We start from the raw sequence: 21,008 nt of genomic DNA on the forward strand, positions 1-21,008 counted from the left end.
TCTCTTTCTATTTTTTCTTCATGCTCACCCAAGTCACGACCAACGCGAGCCTGCAGGCCCGCAAGAACGCCGCCTGCGCGCAGGGCATCGGCACGCTCACGCCGCACTTCACCGCCCGCGCCGACAACGCCGAGCTGTGGGACGTGGAAGGCCGGCGCTTTGTCGACTTTGCCAGCGGCATCGCCACGCTCGCCACCGGCCACCGCCACCCGCGCATCGTGGCGGCCGTGCGTGCGCAGCTCGACGACTTTCACCACACCTGCTTCCACGTCACGCCCTACGAGGAATACGTGGCGCTGTGCGAGCAGCTGAACCGCCTCGTGCCCGGCCCGAGTGCCAAGAAGAGCGCGCTCTTCACGACCGGCGCCGAGGCCGTCGAGAACGCGATGAAGGTGGCGCGCGCCGCCACCGGCCGCAGCGGCGTGGTGGCGTTCTCGGGCGCCTTCCACGGCCGCACCTTCATGGGCATGGCGCTCACCGGCAAGGTCGCGCCGTACAAGGCGGGCTTCGGCCCGATGCCGGGCGATGTGTGGCACGTGCCGTTTCCGGCCGCGCCGCTGGGCGTGACGGTGGACGACAGCATCGCGGCGCTCGACCGGCTGTTCAAGACCGACGTCGACCCGCAGCGCGTGGCGGCGATCGTCATCGAACTGGTGCAGGGCGAGGGCGGTTTCTACGTGGCGCCGCCCGCACTCATGGAACACCTGCGCGCGGAGTGCGACCGCCACGGCATCCTGCTGGTCGTCGACGAAATCCAGACCGGCTTTGGGCGCACGGGCAAGCTGTTCGCGCTGGAGCACTACGGCATCGAGGCCGACCTGGTCACGACCGCCAAGAGCCTGGCCGGCGGCTTTCCGCTGTCGGCGCTCACGGGACGCTCCGAACTCATGGACGCCACGCGCGTCGGCAGCCTCGGCGGCACCTACGCGGGCAACCCGCTGGCAGTGGCCGCGGCGCTGGAGACGATGCGCGTGATCGAGGACGAAGGGCTGGTCGCCCGCGCCCGCCTGCTCGGAGAGCGGCTGACGGCCAGCCTCGCGGCCCTGCGCACCGAGGTGCCGCGCATCTGCGACGTGCGCGGCCTGGGCGCGATGGTGGCGGTGGAGTTTCGCGATCCGCACAGCGGCGAGCCCGACGCCGAATTCACGAAGCGGGTGCATGCGGCCGGGCTCGAACGCGGCCTGCTGCTGCTGACCTGCGGGGTACACGGCAACGTGGTGCGCTTCCTGTTCCCGCTCACCATTCCGGAGGCGGTGTTCGAGGAAGGGCTGGGGCTGCTGGCCGAATCGATTCGCGCGGCCAACGTCTGAACGACTAACGGCGCGGCGCAATGCCGAGCGTGCGGCAGAAGTCGTAGAAATCTTCGAGCTGCAGCGACTTGTCGAACACCGCATCGACGCCTGCCGACAGCGCGCCTTCACGCACCTCGGAGGTCGCGTGGTTCATGAACACCACGGTGCGCTGCGCGGGCGACTTGCGTTCCCTCAGGTGGTTGGCCACGGTCAGGCCGTTGCCTTGCGCGAGGAACACGTCGATCACGGCGGCGTCCCAGGCGTCGGGGTTCGCGTCGAGCCAGTCGATGGCTTCGTCGCTGCTGCTGGCGGTGGCGACGACTTCGCATCCGGAGAATTCCCTCAGTCCATCGGTCAGGGTGGTGGCGATCAGGGGGTTGTCTTCTATGAGGTAGATGCGGGTCATCGGTGCGTAGCCTGGAAATGAAATGCGTCGGCTCGTCTGCGCTTGTGGCGCGGGTCTGCCGGGCCGGTCCATTGTCACGAGGCGAGGGCGGGGCGGAGTCGGACAACGCCGCCACATGGCGTCCCCCGCGCACGCGAAAGCGTTGTTTGTGCATTGCATCACTGACGTACAAGACGCGGGCGCGGGGCGTGCCTATCTTGCGGGGCTTCTTTGACTCCGTCACGACAGGTTGTTTGATGTCGCCTTCTTCTTCATCTTCTTTCGCGCCACCCTTCACTGCTTCGGGCCGCAGCGCGCTCGTGCAGGCGCCGCCGTGGCACTACGCCGGGTGGCTGGTCAATGTGGGCTTCTCGTTCGATGCCGCACGCGGCGCCGCGCTGGTGCCGCCGGAGGTCGGCGTGGCCACGGGTAACGGCTGCGTGCATTTCGCCGATTGGCAATCGTGCGGCGACGACGGGCGCGAAATGCTCGACCCCGTGTACGCGCAGTACCGCGAGACCATCGTGGTGCTCGAGATCGAACCGGCGCGCAGCGACACGTCGCGCCGCTGCTTCTACTGCCCGCTCATCTACGTCGACCAGGACATCTCGATGCTGCGCGGCTGGCTGCAGGGCTGGCCCAAGAAGATCGGCCAGACCTGGCTCACGCGCAGCCTGCCGCTGATCCATCCGGCCGCCGCGCCGATGGCGGCCGGCAGCCGGCTCGGCGCGAGCCTCAGCGTGAAGGAGCGGCGGCTGGCGGATGCCACGGTCACGCTGTCGGGCGAGGCGAGCGGGCCGCTCGGCTTCCTGGCCGCGCCCACCATCGGCGCCGTCGGCTGGCCCGACCTGACGCAGGCGGGCAGCGTGGCGGTGCCGCGCTACCTGCGCGCCGACATCATCGACCGCGTCGAAACGGGCTGGGTGCGGGGCGAGGCCACGCTGCGCTTTCACGAGCATCCGGCGGAGGAACTGGCGCTGCTCGGCCCCGTGCAGGCGACGCAGGCCAGCGCGGGCTGGATGGGCCTCACGGTGCGCGGCGCGATCGCGGTGTGAGGCGGGCGCTGCCTTCGGCGGGTGGCTGCGCTACCCTCGGCGGGCCATGACGCTTCCCGCCCCGACGACCTCGCATGTGATCGGCCTGCCGCTGGCCGACGGTACGCCGGTCGAGGTGATGTTCGCGGGCGATCCCAAGGCGCACTTCGCGCTGCACTGGCATGCGGAGTGGAGCGTGGGCGCGATCGTCGAAGGCCGCTGCGAGTTCGTCTGCGCCGGCGCGCCCCGCTCGGCGCAGGCGGGCGAGCTGGTGCTGATGCCGCCGTTCGCGCTGCACACGGCCGGCGTGAGCGCGCAGGGCTTTCGCATGGTGATGCTGTACGTGCCGCACGCCTGGGTGGCGGCGCGAATGGGGTGGCCGGCGGGTCGGCGCGGGTCGATGCGGCAGGAGGTCTGGCGCGACGAGGCGAGCGTCGATGCGCTCGCGCAGGCGGCATCGGCGAAGGACGGTGCGCGCATTGGCGCGCTGCTTGATGGCATCTTCCGCACGCAGACGACCGAGCCGCTCGTGGCGGTCGCGCGGGCGGCGGGCGATGCGCGCGTCGAGGCCGTGTGCGACCTGCTCGCGACCGAGGACGCCTGCCGCATCGAACCCACGTCACTCGCCGAACGGCTCGGCGTGTCGCGCGAGCACTTCCATCGCCTGTTCCGCGCGGCGGTCGGCATGGCGCCGGCGCAGTACGCGCGGCTGGCGCGCATCGCCCGCGCCAAGGTGCTGCTGCGCGAAGGCCATGCGCCCGCCGAGGTGGCCGCGCAATGCGGCTTTGCCGACCAGGCGCATTTCTCGCGCTGGTTCCGCCGCTGCTTCGGCGTGACGCCGGGGAACTACCGGGCGGGCGGCTCGCCAAAAACCGTCGCGTGAGAAACTACGCCCCCGAGCGAGCGCCCCGCGTATGAACGACAAGTCCTTGAATCTGAAAGAAAAAATCATCTCCGTCGCGCCCATGATGGACTGGACCGACAGGCATTGCCGCGTCTTCCATCGCCTCATGACACGCCACGCGCTGCTCTACACGGAGATGGTGACCACCGGCGCGCTGATCCACGGCGACGTGCCGCGCCACCTGCGCTTTCACGAAGAAGAACACCCCGTCGCGCTGCAGCTCGGCGGCAGCGAGCCGCACGACCTCGCCCATTGCGCGAAGCTCGGGCAGGAGTGGGGCTACGACGAGATCAACCTGAACTGCGGTTGCCCGAGCGAGCGCGTGCAGCGCGGCGCGTTCGGGGCCTGCCTCATGAACGAGCCGCAGCTGGTGGCCGATTGCGTGAAGGCGATGGTCGACGTGGTCGATGTGCCGGTCACGGTGAAGCACCGCATCGGCATCGACAAGATCGAGAGCTACGAGTTCGTGCGCGACTTCGTCGGCGCGGTGAGCGAGGCCGGTTGCGGCACCTTCATCGTGCATGCGCGCAACGCCTGGCTGCAGGGCCTGAGCCCGAAGCAGAACCGCGAGATTCCGCCGCTGCGCTATGCGCTGGTGCACCGCCTGAAGCACGACTTTCCGGCGCTGCAGTTCTCGATCAACGGCGGCATCGCCACCAACGCGCAGGTGCACGAGCACCTGCGGCTGCTCGACGGCGCCATGATCGGCCGCGAGGCGTACCACAACCCCTGGTGGCTGGCCGAATGGGACGCAGAGTTCTACGGCGACGCCCCGCAGACGCTCACGCGCGAGGACATCGAGGCGCGGATGTGCGACTACATGGTCCGCGAGGCGGCCGAACACGGCACCAACTGGTGGTCGATCGCGCGCCACATGCTGGGCCTGCGCAACGGCCTGCCCGGCGCGCGCCGCTGGCGCCAGGTCTGGAGCGACCACCGCCTGAAGACCCGCCCGCCGCACGAAGTGATGGCGCTGGCGCACGAACCTGCCGCCCAGGCCGCCTGAATTCCGGCCTCGCCGCCCCGACTTTGTAGACAGTCAACACAATTGAGCGAAGTTGACGCTCGATGGAACACAGTTTCATGACAATGCAACAACAAGTGTGAGCGAAGCACCTGTTTTTGCTCAAGAATAAGGCGGTCAGGGAAACAAGAAAAAGGTTCTGTCTTATGAGTGAAGCTGCAGGCAGCAAGGAAGAAGTCAGTGCGCTTGCCAGGGGGTTGTCGCTGCTGAAGGTCATCGGGATGGCGGCAGCGCCCGTCGGAAACCGGGAATTGGCCGACACCACCGGCATTCCGAAGGCCACGGTGTCGCGCCTCACGGCGACGTTGGTGGGGGCGGGGTATCTGCGGCAGTCGCAAGACAGCGAGCGTTTCAGCCTGGGGCCGGTGTTGCTCGACATGAGCAGCCGCTACCTGCGCAATTTCGATCTGAGGGCGCTGGCGCGTCCCCATCTGAGCAACCTGGCCGAACTGTCGGGCGCCAGCATCCACATGGCGGTGCGCGACGACCTGGACATGCTGGTCATCGATTCGCTGCGCCCGCGCTCGGCGCTCATCAGCTCCCGCATCGACGTTGGCTCGCGCATGTCCATCGCCACCTCCGCCTCCGGCCGCGCCTACATCGGCGCCTTGCCCGGGCCCGAGCAGTCGGCATTGCTGGAGCAGATCCGGCTCGAAACCGGCGAGAACTGGCACGCCATCGAGCCGCGCCTCATCGCCAGCCTCGAAGAGCACGCCCGCCTGGGCTACTGCACCTCCTTCGGCGAATGGAACCCCCAGATCCACGCCCTGGGCTTCGCACTCGAAGGCCCGCGCGGCGAACGCTACGGCGTGAGCTGCGGCGGCCCCGCCTACCTGCTGCCGAGGGAGGCCATGCTGAGCCGTGTCGCCCCGCGCATGCTGGAAATCGCCCAGCGCATCGCGACAGAGGCCGGCACCCTCACGCTAGGCTGAAGGGGGAGCGAGGCCGCGCCCAAAGGGCGCAGGCCCCTTCGTGAGACGCCGCGGAACCGGCTCTGCCGGGCCGCAGGCGTCGCCCCCGGAAGGGGGTTGACGAAGCGACACGAAGTGCGCGCAGCCTGGGGGAGAGCCCTATACAGCGGCTTCCAGGCCGTTGAGGAAGTGCTCGCGCATGCGCGCCATGGCCGTGGCCGCGTCGCGCGCCTCGATGGCCGCCATCACCGCGCGGTGCTCCGCCAGCGATTCGGCAATGCGCCCCGCCTTCAGCAGCGAGTTGTGACGATTGAGCTTCATCACCTTGCGCAGGTCGGCCACCATCTGGTCGCGCCACTTGTTGTTGGCAATGGCCAGCAGGCTCATGTGAAAGCGCTCGTTCACCGCAAAGAAGTGCTCGCGGTCTTCCTTGCCGGGGGCGGCGGCCGCTTCCAGCTCGGCGTGCAGCGCCTTCAGCTCGGCGCGCTGGGCATCGGTGGCGCGCTCGGCCACCACGCCGGCGGCGTCGCTTTCCAGCAGCGAGAGCAGGTGGTACACATCGGCCAGATCCTGCTCCGACACCTCGGTGACGTAGGCGCCGCGGCGCACCTTCATCGTCACCAGGCCTTCGGCGGCCAGCACCTTCAGCGCCTCGCGCAGGGGCGTGCGGCTGATGCCGTATTCCTCGGCCAGCTTGAGCTCGTCGATCCAGCTGCCCGGCTCCAGCTCGCGGCGGAAGATCCGCTGGCGCAGGAGCTCGGCCACCTCTTCATAGAGGGCGCGGGGGGTCAGGGTGACGGCGGACATGGGCTGAACTGTACTTCAAAATCGCGTTTGAATTAATAATTACAGATGGGTTAGACTTGTGAACGGCTTGCAAATCCGTGCAAGCGACCTTGCGAATCCCGTCAGACCACCGCCTGGAGCGGCGCCTTCCATGAGCAGCAGCACACCCGAACCCACCTACAAGCCGGCCGACCTCGACGCCTGGGCCAAGTCCGCCGCCAAGTCGGCGCCCGGCGGCGACGTGAATGCGCTGAACTGGATCACGCCCGACGGCATCAGCGTGAAGCCGCTGTACACCGCGGCCGACCTGCAAGGCCTGAAGTACACCGACACGCTGCCCGGCTTCGAGCCCTACCTGCGCGGCCCGCAGGCAACTATGTACGCGGTGCGCCCCTGGACCATCCGCCAGTACGCCGGCTTCTCCACCGCCGAAGAATCGAACGCGTTCTACCGCAAGGCCCTGGCCGCCGGCGGGCAGGGCGTGAGCGTGGCCTTCGACCTGGCCACCCACCGCGGCTACGACAGCGACCATCCGCGCGTGACCGGCGACGTTGGCAAGGCCGGCGTGGCGATCGATTCGGTCGAGGACATGAAGATCCTGTTCGACCAGATCCCGCTCGACAAGGTGAGCGTGTCCATGACGATGAACGGCGCCGTGCTGCCGGTGCTGGCGGGCTACGTGGTCGCGGCCGAAGAGCAGGGCGTGGCGCAAGACCAGCTGAGCGGAACCATCCAGAACGACATCCTCAAGGAGTTCATGGTCCGCAACACGTACATCTTTCCGCCGGCGCCGAGCATGCGGATCATTGGCGACATCATCGAGTACACGGCGCAGAAGATGCCGAAGTTCAACTCGATCTCGATCAGCGGCTATCACATGCAGGAAGCCGGCGCCAACCAGGCGCTGGAGCTCGCCTTCACGCTGGCCGACGGCAAGGAGTACGTGAAGACCGCGCTGGCCAAGGGCCTCGACGTGGACGGCTTTGCCGGGCGCCTGAGCTTCTTCTGGGCCATCGGCATGAACTTCTACCTCGAAGTGGCCAAGATGCGCGCGGCGCGCCTGCTGTGGTGCCGCATCATGAAGGAGTTCAACCCCAAGAACCCCAAGAGCCTGATGCTGCGCACGCACTGCCAAACGTCTGGCTGGTCGCTCACCGAGCAGGACCCGTACAACAACGTGGTGCGCACCACCATCGAGGCGATGGCCGCGGTGTTCGGCGGCACGCAGAGCCTGCACACCAACGCGCTCGACGAAGCCATTGCGCTGCCCACCGAGTTCAGCGCCCGCATCGCGCGCAACACGCAGCTCATCATCCAGGAAGAGACGCACATCACGAACGTGATCGACCCCTGGGCCGGCAGCTACATGATGGAGAAGCTCACGCAGGACATGGCCGACGCCGCCTGGACCATCATCGAAGAGGTCGAGGCCATGGGCGGCATGACCAAGGCCGTGGACAGCGGCTGGGCCAAGCTCAAGATCGAGGCCGCCGCCGCCGAGAAGCAGGCGCGCATCGACTCGGGCAAGGACGTGATCGTCGGCGTCAACAAGTACAAGCTCAAGAGCGAAGACGCGATCGACAGCCTGTCGATCGACAACGTCAAGGTGCGCGAGCAGCAGGTGGCGCGCCTGCAGAGCATCCGCGCTTCGCGCGACAACGCCAAGGTGCAGGCCGCGCTTGACGCGCTCACCGATGCCGCCGAGAACAACACCGGCAACCTGCTGGCGCTGAGCATCGACGCGGTGCGCGCCCGCGCCACCGTCGGCGAGATTTCCGACGCCCTCGAAAAATCATTCGGCCGCCATCGCGCCGACACGCAAAAGGTGACCGGTGTGTACGCTGCCGCCTATGACTCGGCCGAAGGCTGGGAAGCGCTCAAGACAGAGATCAACGACTTTGCAGAAGCGCAGGGCCGCCGCCCGCGCGTGATGATTTCCAAGCTGGGGCAGGACGGGCATGACCGTGGCGCGAAGGTGGTCGCCACCGCGTTCGCCGATCTCGGCTTCGACGTCGACATGGGCCCGCTGTTCCAGACGCCCGAAGAATGCGCGCGGCAAGCGATTGAAAACGACGTGCACGCCGTGGGCGTGAGCACGCTCGCCGCCGGCCATAAGACTCTTGTGCCGGCCATCATCGAAGAACTGCGCAAGCAGGGCGCGGACGACATCATCGTCTTCGTCGGCGGCGTGATTCCGCGCCAGGACTACGACTTCCTGTACGAAGCCGGCGTCAAGGGCATCTACGGCCCGGGCACGCCCATCCCGGCCAGCGCCAAGGACGTGCTGGAGCAGATCCGCGCGGCCGTCGCAGTCTGAGACGAAGCGACGTGGGCGATCTCTTGTCGCGGCTGTCGCTGCAGCCCGTGGATTCCAGCGATTTCGAAGACATGCTGGCCGTGCGCATCGATGCGATGCGTCCGAGCCTGGAGCGCGTCGGCCGTTTCGACCTCACGCGCTCGCGCGAGCGCCTGTCGGCTGGTTTCGTGGTGCCGTACATGCACCACATCGTGCTTGACGGTGAGCAGCGCCTGGGCTTCATCACGCTCAAGCCTGAGGACGCGGATGCGCTGCGCCTCGATCACCTGTACCTGCGCACCGGCTTCCAGGGGCGCGGCATCGGCGAATGGGCGCTGCGCTGGGCCAAGGCGCAGGCGCGCGAACAGAAGCTGGACATCAAGCTCACCGCGCTCGTGCAGAGCGACGCCAACCGCTTCTACCAGCGGCACGGCTTCGTGCTCGAAGGCGAGGAGGGCGTCGACCTGCACTACCGCTGGCGCGTGGCGTCGGAGGCCGCGTGCTGAACACCGTCGGCGCGCTCGAACGCGCGCTCGCCGATGCGCCGGGCATGGCGCAGCGCCGTGCCATCGCCAAGGCGATCACGCTGCTCGAATCGACGCGCACCGACCACCGCGCGCAGGCCGACGAACTGCTCACGGCCTTGCTGCCGCGCACCGGCGCATCGTTTCGCCTCGGCATCTCGGGCGTGCCCGGCGTGGGCAAGTCGACCTTCATCGAGACGCTGGGCCTGCTGCTGATCGGCAAGGGCCACCGCGTGGCGGTGCTCACCATCGACCCGTCGTCCACCGTGTCGGGCGGCTCCATCCTGGGCGACAAGACGCGCATGGAGCGCCTGTCGGTGCACGAGCGCGCCTACATCCGGCCCAGCCCCTCGAGCGGCACGCTCGGCGGCGTGGCCGAGAAGACGCGCGAAGCCATGCTGGTCTGCGAGGCCGCGGGTTACGACATCGTCATCGTCGAGACCGTGGGCGTGGGCCAGAGCGAAACGGCCGTGGCGGGCATGACCGACATGTTCGTGCTGCTGCAGCTGCCCAACGCGGGCGACGACCTGCAGGCGATCAAGAAGGGCGTGATGGAACTGGCCGACCTGGTCGCCATCAACAAGGCCGACATCGACCGCGACGCCGCCACGCGCGCGCAGGCCCAGATCACCTCGGCGCTGCGCCTGTTCGGCCACCAGGGCAACCCCGACCACGCGCACGCCGTGCACGACGCCCACAGCGGCGTGGAGCGCCGCTTCTGGCTGCCCAAGGTGCTGCAGCTCAGCGCGCTCGCGGGCACCGGCGTCGACGCCTTCTGGGACGCCGTGCTCGAATTCAAGGCGCTGCAGACCGCCAACGGCAAGCTCGCCAAGCGCCGCGAAAAGCAGGCCACCGCGTGGATGTGGGAACGCATCGACGCCGGGCTCAAGCAGGCGTTCCGCCAGCATGCGCAGGTGCGCGAACTGCTGCCGCAGCTCACGCAGCAGGTGGCCCAAGGCAGCCTGCCGGCCTCGACGGCGGCGCGCCAGTTGCTCGCCGCGGCAGCCATCACCGCCCGGGTGTGACACCCCGGCCCCCACAAGACTCTCCCAGCAATCCAGAACCACAGCTTCGGAAGCACACCATGCAAGAACTGATCGAACAACTCGAAAAGAAGCGCGCCCAGGCGCGACTCGGCGGCGGGCAGAAGCGCATCGACGCGCAGCACGCCAAGGGCAAGCTCACGGCGCGCGAGCGCATCGAGCTGCTGCTCGACGACGGCACGTTTGAAGAGTGGGACATGTTCGTCGAGCACCGCTCGGTCGACTTCGGCATGGCCGAGCAGAAGATCCCCGGCGACGGCGTGGTCACGGGCTACGGCATGATCAACGGCCGCCTCGTGTTCGTGTTCAGCCAGGACTTCACGGTCTTCGGCGGCGCGCTCAGCGAAGCCCATGCCGAGAAGATCTGCAAGGTGATGGACCAGGCCATGAAGGTCGGCGCACCGGTCATCGGCCTGAACGATTCGGGCGGCGCCCGCATCCAGGAAGGCGTGGCCTCGTTGGGCGGCTATGCCGACGTGTTCCAGCGCAACGTGATGGCTTCGGGCGTGGTGCCGCAGATCAGCATGATCATGGGCCCGTGCGCCGGCGGCGCCGTGTACTCGCCCGCCATGACCGATTTCATCTTCATGGTGAAGGACAGCAGCTACATGTTCGTCACCGGCCCCGAGGTGGTGAAGACCGTGACGCACGAGAGCGTGACGGCCGAAGAACTGGGCGGTGCCATCACCCACACCACGCGCAGCGGCGTGGCCGACATGGCGTTCGAGAACGACGTCGAGGCGCTGATGATGCTGCGCCGCCTGTACAACTACCTGCCGCTGAACAACCGCGAGAAGCCGCCGGTGCGTCTGGGCAATGACGGCCAGGGCGACCCGGCCGACCGGCCCGACTACTCGCTGGACACGCTGGTGCCCGACAACCCGAACAAGCCCTACGACATCAAGGAACTGATCCTGAAGGTGGTGGACGACGGCGACTTCTTCGAGCTGCAACCCGACTACGCGAAGAACATCGTGATCGGCTTCGCGCGCATGGAAGGCCAGACGGTCGGCATCGTGGCCAACCAGCCGCTGGTGCTGGCGGGCTGCCTGGACATCAAGAGCAGCATCAAGGCGGCGCGCTTCGTGCGCTTTTGCGATGCGTTCAACATCCCCGTCATCACCTTCGTCGACGTGCCCGGCTTCATGCCCGGCACCGGTCAGGAGTACGGCGGCATCATCAAGCACGGCGCCAAGCTGCTGTACGCGTACGCGGAGTGCACGGTGCCCAAGATCACCGTCATCACGCGCAAGGCCTACGGCGGCGCGTACGACGTGATGGCCTCCAAGCACCTGCGCGGCGACGTCAACCTGGCCTGGCCGCGCGCCGAGATCGCGGTGATGGGAGCCAAGGGCGCGGTGGAGATCATCTTCCGCGAAGACAAGAACGACCCCGAGAAGCTCGCCGCCCGCGAGGCCGAATACAAGGCCCGCTTCGCCAACCCGTACGTGGCCGGCGCGCGCGGCTACATCGACGACGTGATCCTGCCGCACGAGACGCGCAAGCGCATCTGCCGCTCGCTCGTGATGCTGCGCGAAAAGAAGCTCGAGAACCCGTGGCGCAAGCACGGAAACATTCCGCTCTGAGCCGCACGGAGAAAGAAGAACATGTTCAAGAAGATCCTGATCGCCAACCGCGGTGAAATCGCCTGCCGCGTGATTCAAACGGCCAAGAAGATGGGCATCCTGACCGTCGCCGTCTACTCCGACGCCGACAAGGAAGCCCGCCACGTCGAGCTGGCCGACGAGGCCGTGCACATCGGCGCCGCGCCCAGCCGTGAGAGCTACCTGCAAGCCGACCGCATCATCGCGGCCTGCAAGAAGACGGGCGCCGAAGCCGTGCACCCGGGCTACGGCTTCCTGTCGGAGAACGAAGCCTTTGCGCGCAAGGTCGAGGAAGAGGGCATTGCCTTCATCGGCCCGAAGCACTATTCGATCGCGGCCATGGGCGACAAGATCGCCTCGAAGAAGCTCGCGAACGAAGCCCAGGTCAACACCATCCCGGGCTGGAACGACGCCATCGAGACGGCCGAGCGCGCCGTCGAGATTGCCAAGGACATCGGCTACCCGGTGATGATCAAGGCCTCGGCCGGCGGCGGCGGCAAGGGCCTGCGCGTGGCCTTCAACGACAAGGAGGCCTTCGAGGGCTTCACCTCGTGCCGCAACGAGGCGCGCAATTCCTTCGGCGACGACCGCGTGTTCATCGAGAAGTTCGTCGAGGAGCCGCGCCACATCGAGATCCAGGTGCTGGGCGATTCGCACGGCAACGTCATCTACCTGAACGAGCGCGAGTGCTCCATTCAGCGCCGCCACCAGAAGGTGATCGAGGAGGCGCCGTCGCCCTTCATCACCGACGCCACGCGCAAGGCGATGGGCGAGCAGGCCGTGGCACTGGCCAAGGCCGTGAAGTACCAGAGCGCGGGCACGGTGGAGTTCGTGGTCGGCAAGGACCAGAGCTTCTACTTCCTGGAGATGAACACGCGCCTGCAGGTGGAGCATCCGGTGACGGAATGCATCACCGGCCTGGATCTGGTCGAGCTGATGATCCGCGTGGCGGCCGGCGAGAAGCTGCCGCTGGCGCAGGCCGACGTGAAGCGCGACGGCTGGGCCATCGAGTGCCGCATCAACGCCGAAGACCCGTTCCGCAACTTCCTGCCCTCGACGGGCCGTCTGGTGAAGTTCCAGCCCCCGGCCGAGAGCATGTTCGCGAGCGACACGGGCCATCTGCACGGCGTGCGCGTGGACACCGGCGTGTACGACGGCGGCGAGATCCCGATGTACTACGACTCGATGATCGCCAAGCTCATCGTGCACGGCAAGGACCGCAACGAGGCCATCGCCCTCATGCGCGAGGCGCTCAACGGCTTCGTGATCCGCGGCATCAGCAGCAACATCCCGTTCCAGGCCGCGCTGCTGGCGCATCCGAAGTTCGTGGCGGGAGATTTCAACACCGGCTTCATCGCCGAGCATTACGGCAAGGGCTTCCATGCGGAAGACGTGCCGCACGCCGATCCGGCGTTCCTGGTGGCGCTGGCCGCCTTCGTCAATCGCCGCTACCGCGCGCGCGCCTCGGGCATCAGCGGGCAGCTCGCGGGCCACGGCGTGAAGGTGGGCGAGCAGTTCGTGGTGGTCGAGCTGGGCCCCGAGGGCAAGCACGTGCACCACGCGGTGTCGGTGAGCGACTTCCAGGACAAGACCGGCGCCAGCGCCGTCACGGTGGGCGACAAGCGCTACCAGATCGAGAGCGACTTCGCGCTGGGCGCGGTGCGCGTGCAGGGCACGGCCAACGGCAAGCCGTTCACGGCGCAGGTGGAGCGCGGCGCGGGCAAGAACCCGCTGGCACTGCGCGTGTCGCACGACGGCACGCAGATCGAGACCATGGTGCTGTCGCCGCTGGGTGCGCGCCTGCTCGAGCTGATGCCCTACAAGGCGCCGCCCGACCTCAGCAAGTTCCTGATGTCGCCGATGCCGGGCCTGCTGGTCGAGGTGTCGGTGCAGCCGGGGCAACAGGTCCAGGCCGGCGAGAAGCTGGCCGTGATCGAGGCCATGAAGATGGAAAACGTGCTGTTCGCCACGCAGGACGGCGTGGTGGGCAAGATCTCGGCGGCCAAGGGCGAATCGCTCGCCGTCGACCAAATCATTCTGGAGTTCAACTGATGGGTGCCAACGACCTGCAACAGGCAGCAATCACGCTGCACCGCCCGGCCAAGGCCGTGGCAACGCCCCAGGGCCCCTGGTCCGTGGAGGCCATCCAGGCGCTGCTCGACAAGCCTTTCATGGAACTGCTGTTCGAGGCGCAGACCGTGCACCGCCGGCATTTCCCCGAGGGCGACATCGAGCTGGCCACGCTGCTGTCGGTGAAGACCGGCGGCTGCCCCGAGAACTGCGGCTACTGCCCGCAGTCGGCCGAGTTCGACACCGGCGTGAAGGCGCAAAAGCTCATGGAGGTCGACGAGGTGGTGCGCGCCGCGCAGGCCGCCAAGGACGCCGGCGCCACGCGCTTTTGCATGGGCGCCGCCTGGCGCGCGCCCAAGGACCGCGACGTCGAGAAGGTGGCGGTGCTGGTCGAGGCCGTGAAGGGCCTGGGGCTGCAGACCTGCGCCACGCTGGGCATGCTGGAGCCGCACCACGCGCAGCAGCTCAAGGCCGCGGGCCTGGATTACTACAACCACAACCTGGACACCGCGCCCGAGTACTACACCGACGTGGTCGACACGCGCACCTACCAGGACCGCCTGGACACGCTGGCGGCCGTGCGCGGCGCTGGCATCAGCGTGTGCTGCGGCGGCATCGTGGGCATGGGCGAGCAGCCGGTGCACCGCGCCGGGCTGATCGCGCAGCTCGCCAACATGGACCCGTACCCCGAGTCGGTGCCGATCAACAGCCTGGTGCGCGTGCCCGGCACGCCACTGGCCGACTCGGAGCCGGTCGATCCCTTCGACTTCGTGCGCATGATCGCCGTGGCGCGCATCACGATGCCGACCGCACGCGTGCGCCTGTCGGCCGGCCGCCAGCAGATGGGCGAGGCGGTGCAGGCCCTGTGCTTCATGGCCGGCGCCAACTCGATCTTCTACGGCGACAAGCTGCTGGTCACCGGCAACCCCGACGCCGATGCCGACGTGCAGCTGCTGCGCAAGCTCGGCCTGCGCTCGCACCGCACGCAGGAGCAGGCGGAAGAAGGCGGCTGCGCATGACCACGCCGCGTCCCTTCAAGGTGCTGGGCATCCAGCAGATCGCCATCGGCGGTCCCGACAAGCTGCGGCTGCAGAAGCTGTGGGTCGACATGCTGGGGCTCGAGGTGACGGGCACCTTCCGCAGCGAGCGCGAGAACGTCGACGAAGACATCTGTTCGATGGGCAGCGGCCCGTTCAAGGTCGAGGTCGACCTGATGCAGCCGCTGGACCCCGAGAAGAAACCGGCGGTGCACACCACGCCGCTGAACCACGTCGGCCTGTGGATCGACGACCTGCCCAAGGCCGTCGAATGGCTCACGGCGCAGGGCGTGCGCTTTGCGCCGGGCGGCATCCGCAAGGGCGCGGCCGGTTTCGACATCTGCTTCTTGCACCCCAAGTCCAACGACGAGTTCCCGATCTCGGGCGAGGGCGTGCTGGTCGAGATGGTGCAGGCGCCGCCCGAGGTGGTGACGGCCTTCAACGCGCTCGCCGCTACGCGCTGAGCGCCTTGCGCACCGGCGGCTTCACGTCGGCGCGCTGCGGCGGCAGCATCGGCTGGTGCTCGCGCGCCGGGTTCAGGATGATCGAGGTCGCGGTCTCGGTCAGGATGCAGAACTTGGCGAGCACCGCATCGAGGTGCGGCACGTCGATCACGGCGATCTCGAGGATCCAGCTGTCCTCGCCGGTCACGTTGTAGGCATTGACGCATTCGGGCGTCTCCTGCACCAGTTTCACCACGAGGTCGTAGTCGGCGCGCCCGACGCGGATGATTCCGCGGATGCCGTAGCCCAGCCGCGTGAGGTTCACGGTGGCGCGGTAGCCGGTGATGACGCCGGCGGCTTCCAGCTTTTTCACGCGCTCGGTCACGGCCGGCTGGCTCAGGTGCACGCGGCGGCCCAGCTCGGCCATGCTCAGGCGGGCGTCGGCCTGCAGTTCGGCCAGGATGCGGGTGTCGTGGGCGTCCAGCGTGGGGGTCAAGGTGAAGTCCATGGAAGTCCTTTAATTCGACGGTACGGTGCGAGCAGAACCATGAAATTCGCATGGCTGCCGGCCCATGGCTTTCATACCATGACGGGCATTCCATACCAAGAAGAGACACCCTCGATATGTCGACACTCGCCACGCCCGCGCAGGCCGCGCCTGCCGCTTCCTCCTCGCGTCCCCGGCTGACGCCGCTGCTGTGGCTGTGCCTGGCCGCCACCTGGGTGGTCTGGGGCTCGACCTACCTGGCCATCAAGTACGCGCTGATCAGCTTTCCGCCGTTCCTGCAGATGGGCTCGCGCTTCCTGGTCGCGGGCGTGCTGCTGGCGGCGTGGATGCGCTGGCGCGGCACGCCCTGGCCGACGCGCCTGCAGTGGCGCAATGCGCTGGTCGTCGGCGCGCTGATGCTCGGCGGCGGCATGGGCGGCACGGCCCTGGCCGAGGTGTCGATCGGCTCGGGGCTGGTGGTGGCGTTCATCGCCGTCATTCCGTTGCTGATTGCGCTCTTGAACCTGATCTGGGGCGTGAAGCCGGCGCGGCTCGAAGCGGTCGGCATCGCGCTGGGGCTGGTCGGCGTGCTGATGCTCACGCAGGGCAGCGGCTTCAAGGCCTCGCCCGAGGGGCTGGTCGCGATCTGCGTGGCCTGCATCTGTTGGTCGCTCGGCAGCGTGCTGAGCCAGCGCAAGCTGCTGCTGGCGCCCGGCGCCATGGGCTTCGCGAGCGAGATGCTGTGCGGCGGCGTGGTGCTGATGGTGCTGGCCGCGGTGTCGGGCGAAACGATGAGCTGGCCGCCGCAGCCGGTGGCGCTGGGGGCGTGGGTCTACCTCGTGGTGTTCGGCTCGCTGATCGCGTTCAACGCCTACATGGTGCTGCTCGCGCAGGCGCCGGCCGGGGTGGCGGCGAGCTACACCTTCGTCAATCCGGTGATCGCGATGCTGCTGGGCGTGTGGATCGCCCACGAGACTGTCACGCGCTTCGAGTGGTACGCCGTGGGCGTGGTGCTGGCGGGCGTGCTGCTGTTGCTCTTCAAGCGCCCGCAGAAGGGCTGATCGAACTCAAGCCGGGCGGCGCCAGAAGGCGAGGGTGGCCGCCAGCAGCCACATGCCGACCGCGCAACTGCGGTTGAGCACCTTGAGGCCGCGGCGTGAGAGCCAGCGCACGGCCTGCGTGCCGGCGCCGGCATAGGCCAGCATCACGCAGGTGTCGAGCGCCACGAAGATCGCGCCCAGCACCAGGTACTGCATGCCCTGGGGCTTGGCGGTGTCGATGAACTGGGGCAGGAAGGCGGCGAAGAACAGCACCGTCTTCGGGTTCGACAGCGCCACCATCAGGCTGCGCACGAGGGCGATGCGCCCGTGCGGACGGACCTCGACGGCCGACTTGGCCAGCGCTGTGCCCAGGTCGGTCGCTTCGCTGCGCCACAGCTTGATGCCGAGCCACACCAGGTAGGCCACGCCCGCGACGCGGATCGCGTTGAAGAGCCATTCCGAAGCCGCGAGCAGCGAGCCCAGCCCGAGCGCCACGACTGCGATCAGCGAGACGCTGCCCAGCGACGCGCCCGCGATGCCCCAGCTGGCGCGGCGCATGCCGCCGTCGATGCCGTTGGACAGCGCCAGCAGCATGGTCGGGCCGGGAATCACCGCCAGGGCGAGCGAGGCGACGGCATAGATCAGCAGGGTGTCGAGGGTCATGGCTTGGTGGCGGCTTGGCGTTGTTCGGCGGCGGCCCGGGCGCGCGCCAGGGCGGCTTCGACGATGGAGCGCTTGCGCGTGTCGGCGGCCTGCGGTTCGGCGGCGGCAGGCGCGGGGTCGGCCTCACGCTTCGCGGTCTCGCGATGTCGGGCGTGCAGCTTGTAGCGCTGCAGGGCGGCCTCGGCCTGTGCCTGCGACCACGCCTGCCAGCCGCTGCGGCCGGGTGTTTCGACTTCGAGGGAGATGCAATCGACCGGGCACACCGGAATGCACAGCTCGCAGCCCGTGCAGTGCGCCTCGATCACCGTGTGCATGCGCTTGTGGATGCCGATGATCGCGTCGGTCGGGCAGGCATCGAGGCACAGCGTGCAGCCGATGCACCAGGCCTCGTCGATGAGCGCCATGGCGCGCGGGCCTTCGGTGCCGAACTGCGGATCGAGCGGCAGCGCGGCGCGGCCGGTGAGCAGCGCAATGCGCTCGATGCCCTCGGCACCGCCGGGCGGGCACTGGTTGATGCCCGCCTCGCCGTCGGCGATGGCCTGCGCGTAGCCTGCGCAATCCGGGTAGCCGCACCGTGTGCACTGCGTTTGAGGCAGTGCGTCGTTGATGCGTGCGGCCAGCCCGTTCACGGTGGGTGATGCGCGCGGCTCAGCGCGCGGCGCTGGCGCGCGGCTTCTTTGCCGCTGCGGCCGGCTTCTTGGCGGCCGGCGCAGCCTTCACGGCGACCGCCTTCTTGGCGGCGACCGGCGTCTTGCGGGCTGCAGCGGTAGCCACGACCTTCAGCTTCTGGCCGGGCTTGATGCGGTCTTCGGCCGGCAGCTCTTCGCGCGCACCGGCGCGGCGCTGGGGCTCGTCGCTGGCGGCGATGAAGTTGCGCACCTTCGGGTAGACCAGATCGCGCCAGCGGCGGCCGCTGAAGATGCCGTAGTGGCCCGCGCCCTTGACCTCGTAGTGCTCGCGCTTGGCGTCGGCGATGCCGGTGCACAGGCTGTGCGCGGCCTGGGTCTGGCCCGAGCCGGAGATGTCGTCGAGTTCGCCTTCGACGGTGAGCAGGGCGGTGGCGTGGATGTCCTGCGGACGCACGCGCTCCACCTGGCCGGCGGGGCTCTTCACGTCCCAGGTGCCGTTGACCAGGTCGAAGTCCTGGAACACCGTGCGGATGGTCTCCAGGTAGTAATCCGCGTCCATGTCGAGCACGGCGTTGTACTCGTCGTAGAACTTGCGATGGGCTTCGGCGCTGGCGTCGTCACCCTTGATCAGGTCCTTGAAGTAGTCGTAGTGGCTGCTGGCGTGGCGGTCGGGGTTCATGGCCACGAAGCCCGTGTGCTGCAGGAAGCCCGGGTAGACCTTGCGGCCCGCGCCCGGGAAGCCTTGCGGCACGCGGTAGATCACGTTGTTCTCGAACCACTCGAAGCTCTTGTTGGTCGCGAGGTTGTTCACGGCCGTGGGCGATTTGCGCGCGTCGATCGGACCGCCCATCATGGTCATCGTCAGGGGCAGCGGCTCGCCGCGGCTGGCCATGAGCGACACGGCCGCCAGCACCGGCACGGTGGGCTGGCACACGCTCACGACGTGGCAGTTGCCGTACTCGGCCTGCAGGCGGCGGATGAACTCCTGCACGTAGTTGATGTAGTCGTCCAGGTGGAACTCGCCGTCGGACAGCGGCACCAGGCGCGCGTTCTTCCAGTCGGTGATGTAGACCTTGTGGTCCTGCAGCATGGTGCGCACGGTGTCGCGCAGCAGAGTGGCGTAATGGCCCGACAGCGGCGCCACGATCAGCACCACGGGCTGGCTCTTGAGCGTCTTGAGGATGTGCGGTTCGTCGGTGAAGCGCTTGAAGCGGCGCAGTTCGCAGAAGGGCTTGTCGAGCTCGACGGCCTCCTGGATCACGACCTCTTCGCCGTCGACCTTGACGGACTTGATGTTGAACTCGGGCTTCTCGTAGTCCTTGCCCAGCCGGTACAGCAGGTCATAGCCGGCGGCCATGCGCTGTGCCATCGGCAGTTGGCTCCAGACGGCGCCGGGGCCGTAGAGCTTGGAGGCGGCCTGGGCGAAGTCCGAGAAGGGCTCCATCAGGGAACGCTGGGCTTCGTAGAGTTGATAGAGCATCGCGGGTCTTTGAGTGGATGTTGCAGTGCAATATATCAGTGCATTTGCCGCGGCGCAGGGGGCCGAACCCTAGCCCGCAGCGGGCCGGATTCGGCTTCTGTGGCCGAATGTGAACGAATCGTCAAAAAGTCGATTCAGTCACACCCGGTTGTCACCTAGATGACCTTCGCAATCGACGCGCAGACGTAGTCGATGTTCTTGCTGTTGAGCGCGGCGACGCACATGCGGCCGGTGTCGGTGCCGTACACGCCGAACTCGTTGCGCAGGCGCACCATCTGGTCCTTGGTCAGGCCCGAGTAGCTGAACATGCCGATCTGGGTGGTGATGAAGCTCATGTCTTCCTTCACGCCGGCGGCCTTCAGGCCGTCGACCAGCTTCTGGCGCATGGCCTTGATGCGCACGCGCATCTCGCCCAGTTCCTTTTCCCACAGGGCGCGCAGCTCGGGGGTGCCCAGCACCGCGGCCACCACGGCGCCGCCGTGGATCGGCGGGTTGCTGTAGTTGGTGCGGATGGCGATCTTGAGTTGCGACAGCACGCGGCCCGCTTCTTCCTTGTTCTCGCACAGCACCGACAGGGCGCCGACGCGCTCGCCGTACAGGCTGAAGCTCTTGGAGAACGAGGTCGACACGAAGAAGGTCAGGCCGGCGTCGACGAACTTGGCAACCGCCGCGCCGTCTTCCTTCAGGCCATAGCCGAAGCCCTGGTAGGCCATGTCGAGGAAGGGCACGAGGCCCTTGGCCTTGACGGCGGCGACCACCTGGTCCCACTGCGCGGGGGTGATGTCGTAGCCGGTCGGGTTGTGGCAGCAGGCGTGCAACACGACGATGGTGCCGGCCGGTGCCGCGTTCAGGGCGGCCAGCATGCCGTCGAAGTTGATGCCGCGCTGGGCGGCGTCGTAGTAGGGGTAGCTCTCGACCGTGAAACCGGCGTTGGTGAACAGCGCGCGGTGGTTTTCCCAGCTCGGGTCGCTGATCAGCACGGTGGCGTTGGGGTTGAGCTTCTTGAGGAAGTCGGCGCCGACCTTCAGGCCGCCGGTGCCGCCGATGGCCTGGATGGTGGCCACGCGGCCGGAGGTGACGGGCTCGCTCTCGGGGCCGAAGACGAGGCCCTTGACGGCGTTGTCGTAGGCCACGATGCCGTCGATCGGCAGGTAGCCGCGGGCCGAGGGGGCCTTCATCATGTTCTGCTCTGCGGCCTGCACGCACTGGAGCAGGGGCAGCTTGCCGTTGTCGTCGTAATACACGCCGACGCCGAGATTGACCTTGAGGGGGTTGGTGTCGGCTGCAAATTGCTCGTTGAGGCCGAGGATCGGGTCGCGCGGCGCCATTTCGACCGCGGTGAACATAGACATGGAA

Annotated in this window: 20 protein-coding genes; 13 read left to right on the forward strand and 7 right to left on the reverse strand. The window is 67.8% G+C overall.

Annotated features, from left to right (window positions below; translation table 11 throughout):
- Positions 1-20 precede the first annotated feature (20 nt).
- Positions 21-1,310, forward strand: coding sequence for a 4-aminobutyrate--2-oxoglutarate transaminase (gene gabT / locus AC1RGU_RS16040; RefSeq protein ID WP_492696863.1), 1,290 nt, complete (start codon positions 21-23; stop codon positions 1,308-1,310).
- Between the two features lie 4 nt (positions 1,311-1,314).
- Here the strand turns inward: gabT and AC1RGU_RS16045 are convergent, their stop codons facing one another.
- On the reverse strand, positions 1,315-1,698 hold the full coding sequence (locus AC1RGU_RS16045) for a response regulator (protein ID WP_062473196.1): 384 nt from the start codon (positions 1,696-1,698) through the stop codon (positions 1,315-1,317).
- 236 nt (positions 1,699-1,934) lie between these two features.
- Between AC1RGU_RS16045 and AC1RGU_RS16050 the strand changes: the two genes are divergently transcribed.
- From AC1RGU_RS16050 to AC1RGU_RS16065, 4 genes are all read left to right on the forward strand, one after another.
- Positions 1,935-2,732, forward strand: coding sequence for an acetoacetate decarboxylase family protein (locus AC1RGU_RS16050; RefSeq protein WP_492696864.1), 798 nt, complete (start codon positions 1,935-1,937; stop codon positions 2,730-2,732).
- Positions 2,733-2,778: 46 nt separating this feature from the next.
- Positions 2,779-3,594, forward strand: coding sequence for a helix-turn-helix transcriptional regulator (locus AC1RGU_RS16055; RefSeq protein WP_492696865.1), 816 nt, complete (start codon positions 2,779-2,781; stop codon positions 3,592-3,594).
- 31 nt (positions 3,595-3,625) lie between these two features.
- Entirely contained in the window at positions 3,626-4,621 is a 996-nt protein-coding gene (gene dusA / locus AC1RGU_RS16060; protein ID WP_492696866.1) for a tRNA dihydrouridine(20/20a) synthase DusA, read from the forward strand.
- A 164-nt stretch (positions 4,622-4,785) separates the two neighbouring features.
- Entirely contained in the window at positions 4,786-5,571 is a 786-nt protein-coding gene (locus AC1RGU_RS16065) for an IclR family transcriptional regulator (protein WP_062473201.1), read from the forward strand.
- Positions 5,572-5,709: 138 nt separating this feature from the next.
- Here the strand turns inward: AC1RGU_RS16065 and AC1RGU_RS16070 are convergent, their stop codons facing one another.
- On the reverse strand, positions 5,710-6,357 hold the full coding sequence (locus AC1RGU_RS16070) for a GntR family transcriptional regulator (RefSeq protein ID WP_095947169.1): 648 nt from the start codon (positions 6,355-6,357) through the stop codon (positions 5,710-5,712).
- A 130-nt stretch (positions 6,358-6,487) separates the two neighbouring features.
- On the opposite strand from AC1RGU_RS16070, the gene scpA reads away from it, so the two are divergent.
- From scpA to AC1RGU_RS16105, 7 genes are read left to right on the forward strand one after another with little or no spacing between them, the layout of a single operon-like run.
- Entirely contained in the window at positions 6,488-8,653 is a 2,166-nt protein-coding gene (scpA, locus tag AC1RGU_RS16075; RefSeq protein WP_492696867.1) for a methylmalonyl-CoA mutase, read from the forward strand.
- A gap of 11 nt (positions 8,654-8,664) precedes the next feature.
- Entirely contained in the window at positions 8,665-9,138 is a 474-nt protein-coding gene (locus AC1RGU_RS16080; RefSeq protein ID WP_062473207.1) for a GNAT family N-acetyltransferase, read from the forward strand.
- The gene (gene meaB, locus AC1RGU_RS16085) at positions 9,132-10,181 is read left to right on the forward strand and encodes a methylmalonyl Co-A mutase-associated GTPase MeaB (RefSeq protein ID WP_369632893.1); all 1,050 of its coding nucleotides are present in this window, start codon (positions 9,132-9,134) and stop codon (positions 10,179-10,181) included. The genes AC1RGU_RS16080 and meaB overlap by 7 nt, the downstream gene beginning before the upstream one ends.
- A gap of 59 nt (positions 10,182-10,240) precedes the next feature.
- Positions 10,241-11,785, forward strand: a complete 1,545-nt coding sequence (locus tag AC1RGU_RS16090; protein WP_062473211.1) for an acyl-CoA carboxylase subunit beta — start codon at positions 10,241-10,243, stop codon at positions 11,783-11,785.
- A gap of 21 nt (positions 11,786-11,806) precedes the next feature.
- Positions 11,807-13,855: an acetyl-CoA carboxylase biotin carboxylase subunit gene (gene accC, locus AC1RGU_RS16095; RefSeq protein WP_095947173.1), complete on the forward strand. Its 2,049-nt coding sequence runs from the start codon at positions 11,807-11,809 to the stop codon at positions 13,853-13,855.
- On the forward strand, positions 13,855-14,892 hold the full coding sequence (bioB, locus tag AC1RGU_RS16100) for a biotin synthase BioB (protein ID WP_492696868.1): 1,038 nt from the start codon (positions 13,855-13,857) through the stop codon (positions 14,890-14,892). Before accC ends, bioB begins: the two co-directional genes overlap by 1 nt.
- Positions 14,889-15,374: a VOC family protein gene (locus AC1RGU_RS16105; RefSeq protein WP_492696869.1), complete on the forward strand. Its 486-nt coding sequence runs from the start codon at positions 14,889-14,891 to the stop codon at positions 15,372-15,374. The genes bioB and AC1RGU_RS16105 overlap by 4 nt, the downstream gene beginning before the upstream one ends.
- Here AC1RGU_RS16105 and AC1RGU_RS16110 read toward each other — a convergent pair.
- Positions 15,364-15,861 carry an Lrp/AsnC family transcriptional regulator gene (locus tag AC1RGU_RS16110; protein WP_062473217.1) on the reverse strand — a complete coding sequence of 166 codons (498 nt, stop codon included), beginning with the start codon at positions 15,859-15,861 and terminating at the stop codon, positions 15,364-15,366. The two genes, AC1RGU_RS16105 and AC1RGU_RS16110, sit on opposite strands and share 11 nt — an antisense overlap.
- A gap of 116 nt (positions 15,862-15,977) precedes the next feature.
- Between AC1RGU_RS16110 and yedA the strand changes: the two genes are divergently transcribed.
- Positions 15,978-16,901, forward strand: coding sequence for a drug/metabolite exporter YedA (gene yedA, locus AC1RGU_RS16115; RefSeq protein ID WP_492696870.1), 924 nt, complete (start codon positions 15,978-15,980; stop codon positions 16,899-16,901).
- 6 nt (positions 16,902-16,907) lie between these two features.
- Here yedA and AC1RGU_RS16120 read toward each other — a convergent pair whose 3' ends face one another.
- The 4 genes from AC1RGU_RS16120 to AC1RGU_RS16135 all read right to left on the reverse strand — a co-directional run bounded on the left by AC1RGU_RS16120 (position 16,908) and on the right by AC1RGU_RS16135 (position 21,004).
- A complete protein-coding gene (locus AC1RGU_RS16120; protein ID WP_095947175.1) occupies positions 16,908-17,543 on the reverse strand; it encodes a LysE family translocator in 636 nt (211 codons plus the stop codon).
- Complete coding sequence (locus tag AC1RGU_RS16125; RefSeq protein WP_492696871.1) at positions 17,540-18,172, reverse strand: RnfABCDGE type electron transport complex subunit B; 633 nt, start codon at positions 18,170-18,172, stop codon at positions 17,540-17,542. The genes AC1RGU_RS16120 and AC1RGU_RS16125 overlap by 4 nt, the downstream gene beginning before the upstream one ends.
- A 19-nt stretch (positions 18,173-18,191) precedes the next feature.
- A complete protein-coding gene (locus AC1RGU_RS16130; RefSeq protein WP_492684071.1) occupies positions 18,192-19,652 on the reverse strand; it encodes a polyhydroxyalkanoate depolymerase in 1,461 nt (486 codons plus the stop codon).
- 155 nt (positions 19,653-19,807) lie between these two features.
- Complete coding sequence (locus AC1RGU_RS16135) at positions 19,808-21,004, reverse strand: amino acid aminotransferase (protein ID WP_369646673.1); 1,197 nt, start codon at positions 21,002-21,004, stop codon at positions 19,808-19,810.
- Positions 21,005-21,008: the final 4 nt, after the last annotated feature.

Source organism: Variovorax sp. GW823-FHT02B07, assembly GCF_058797695.1.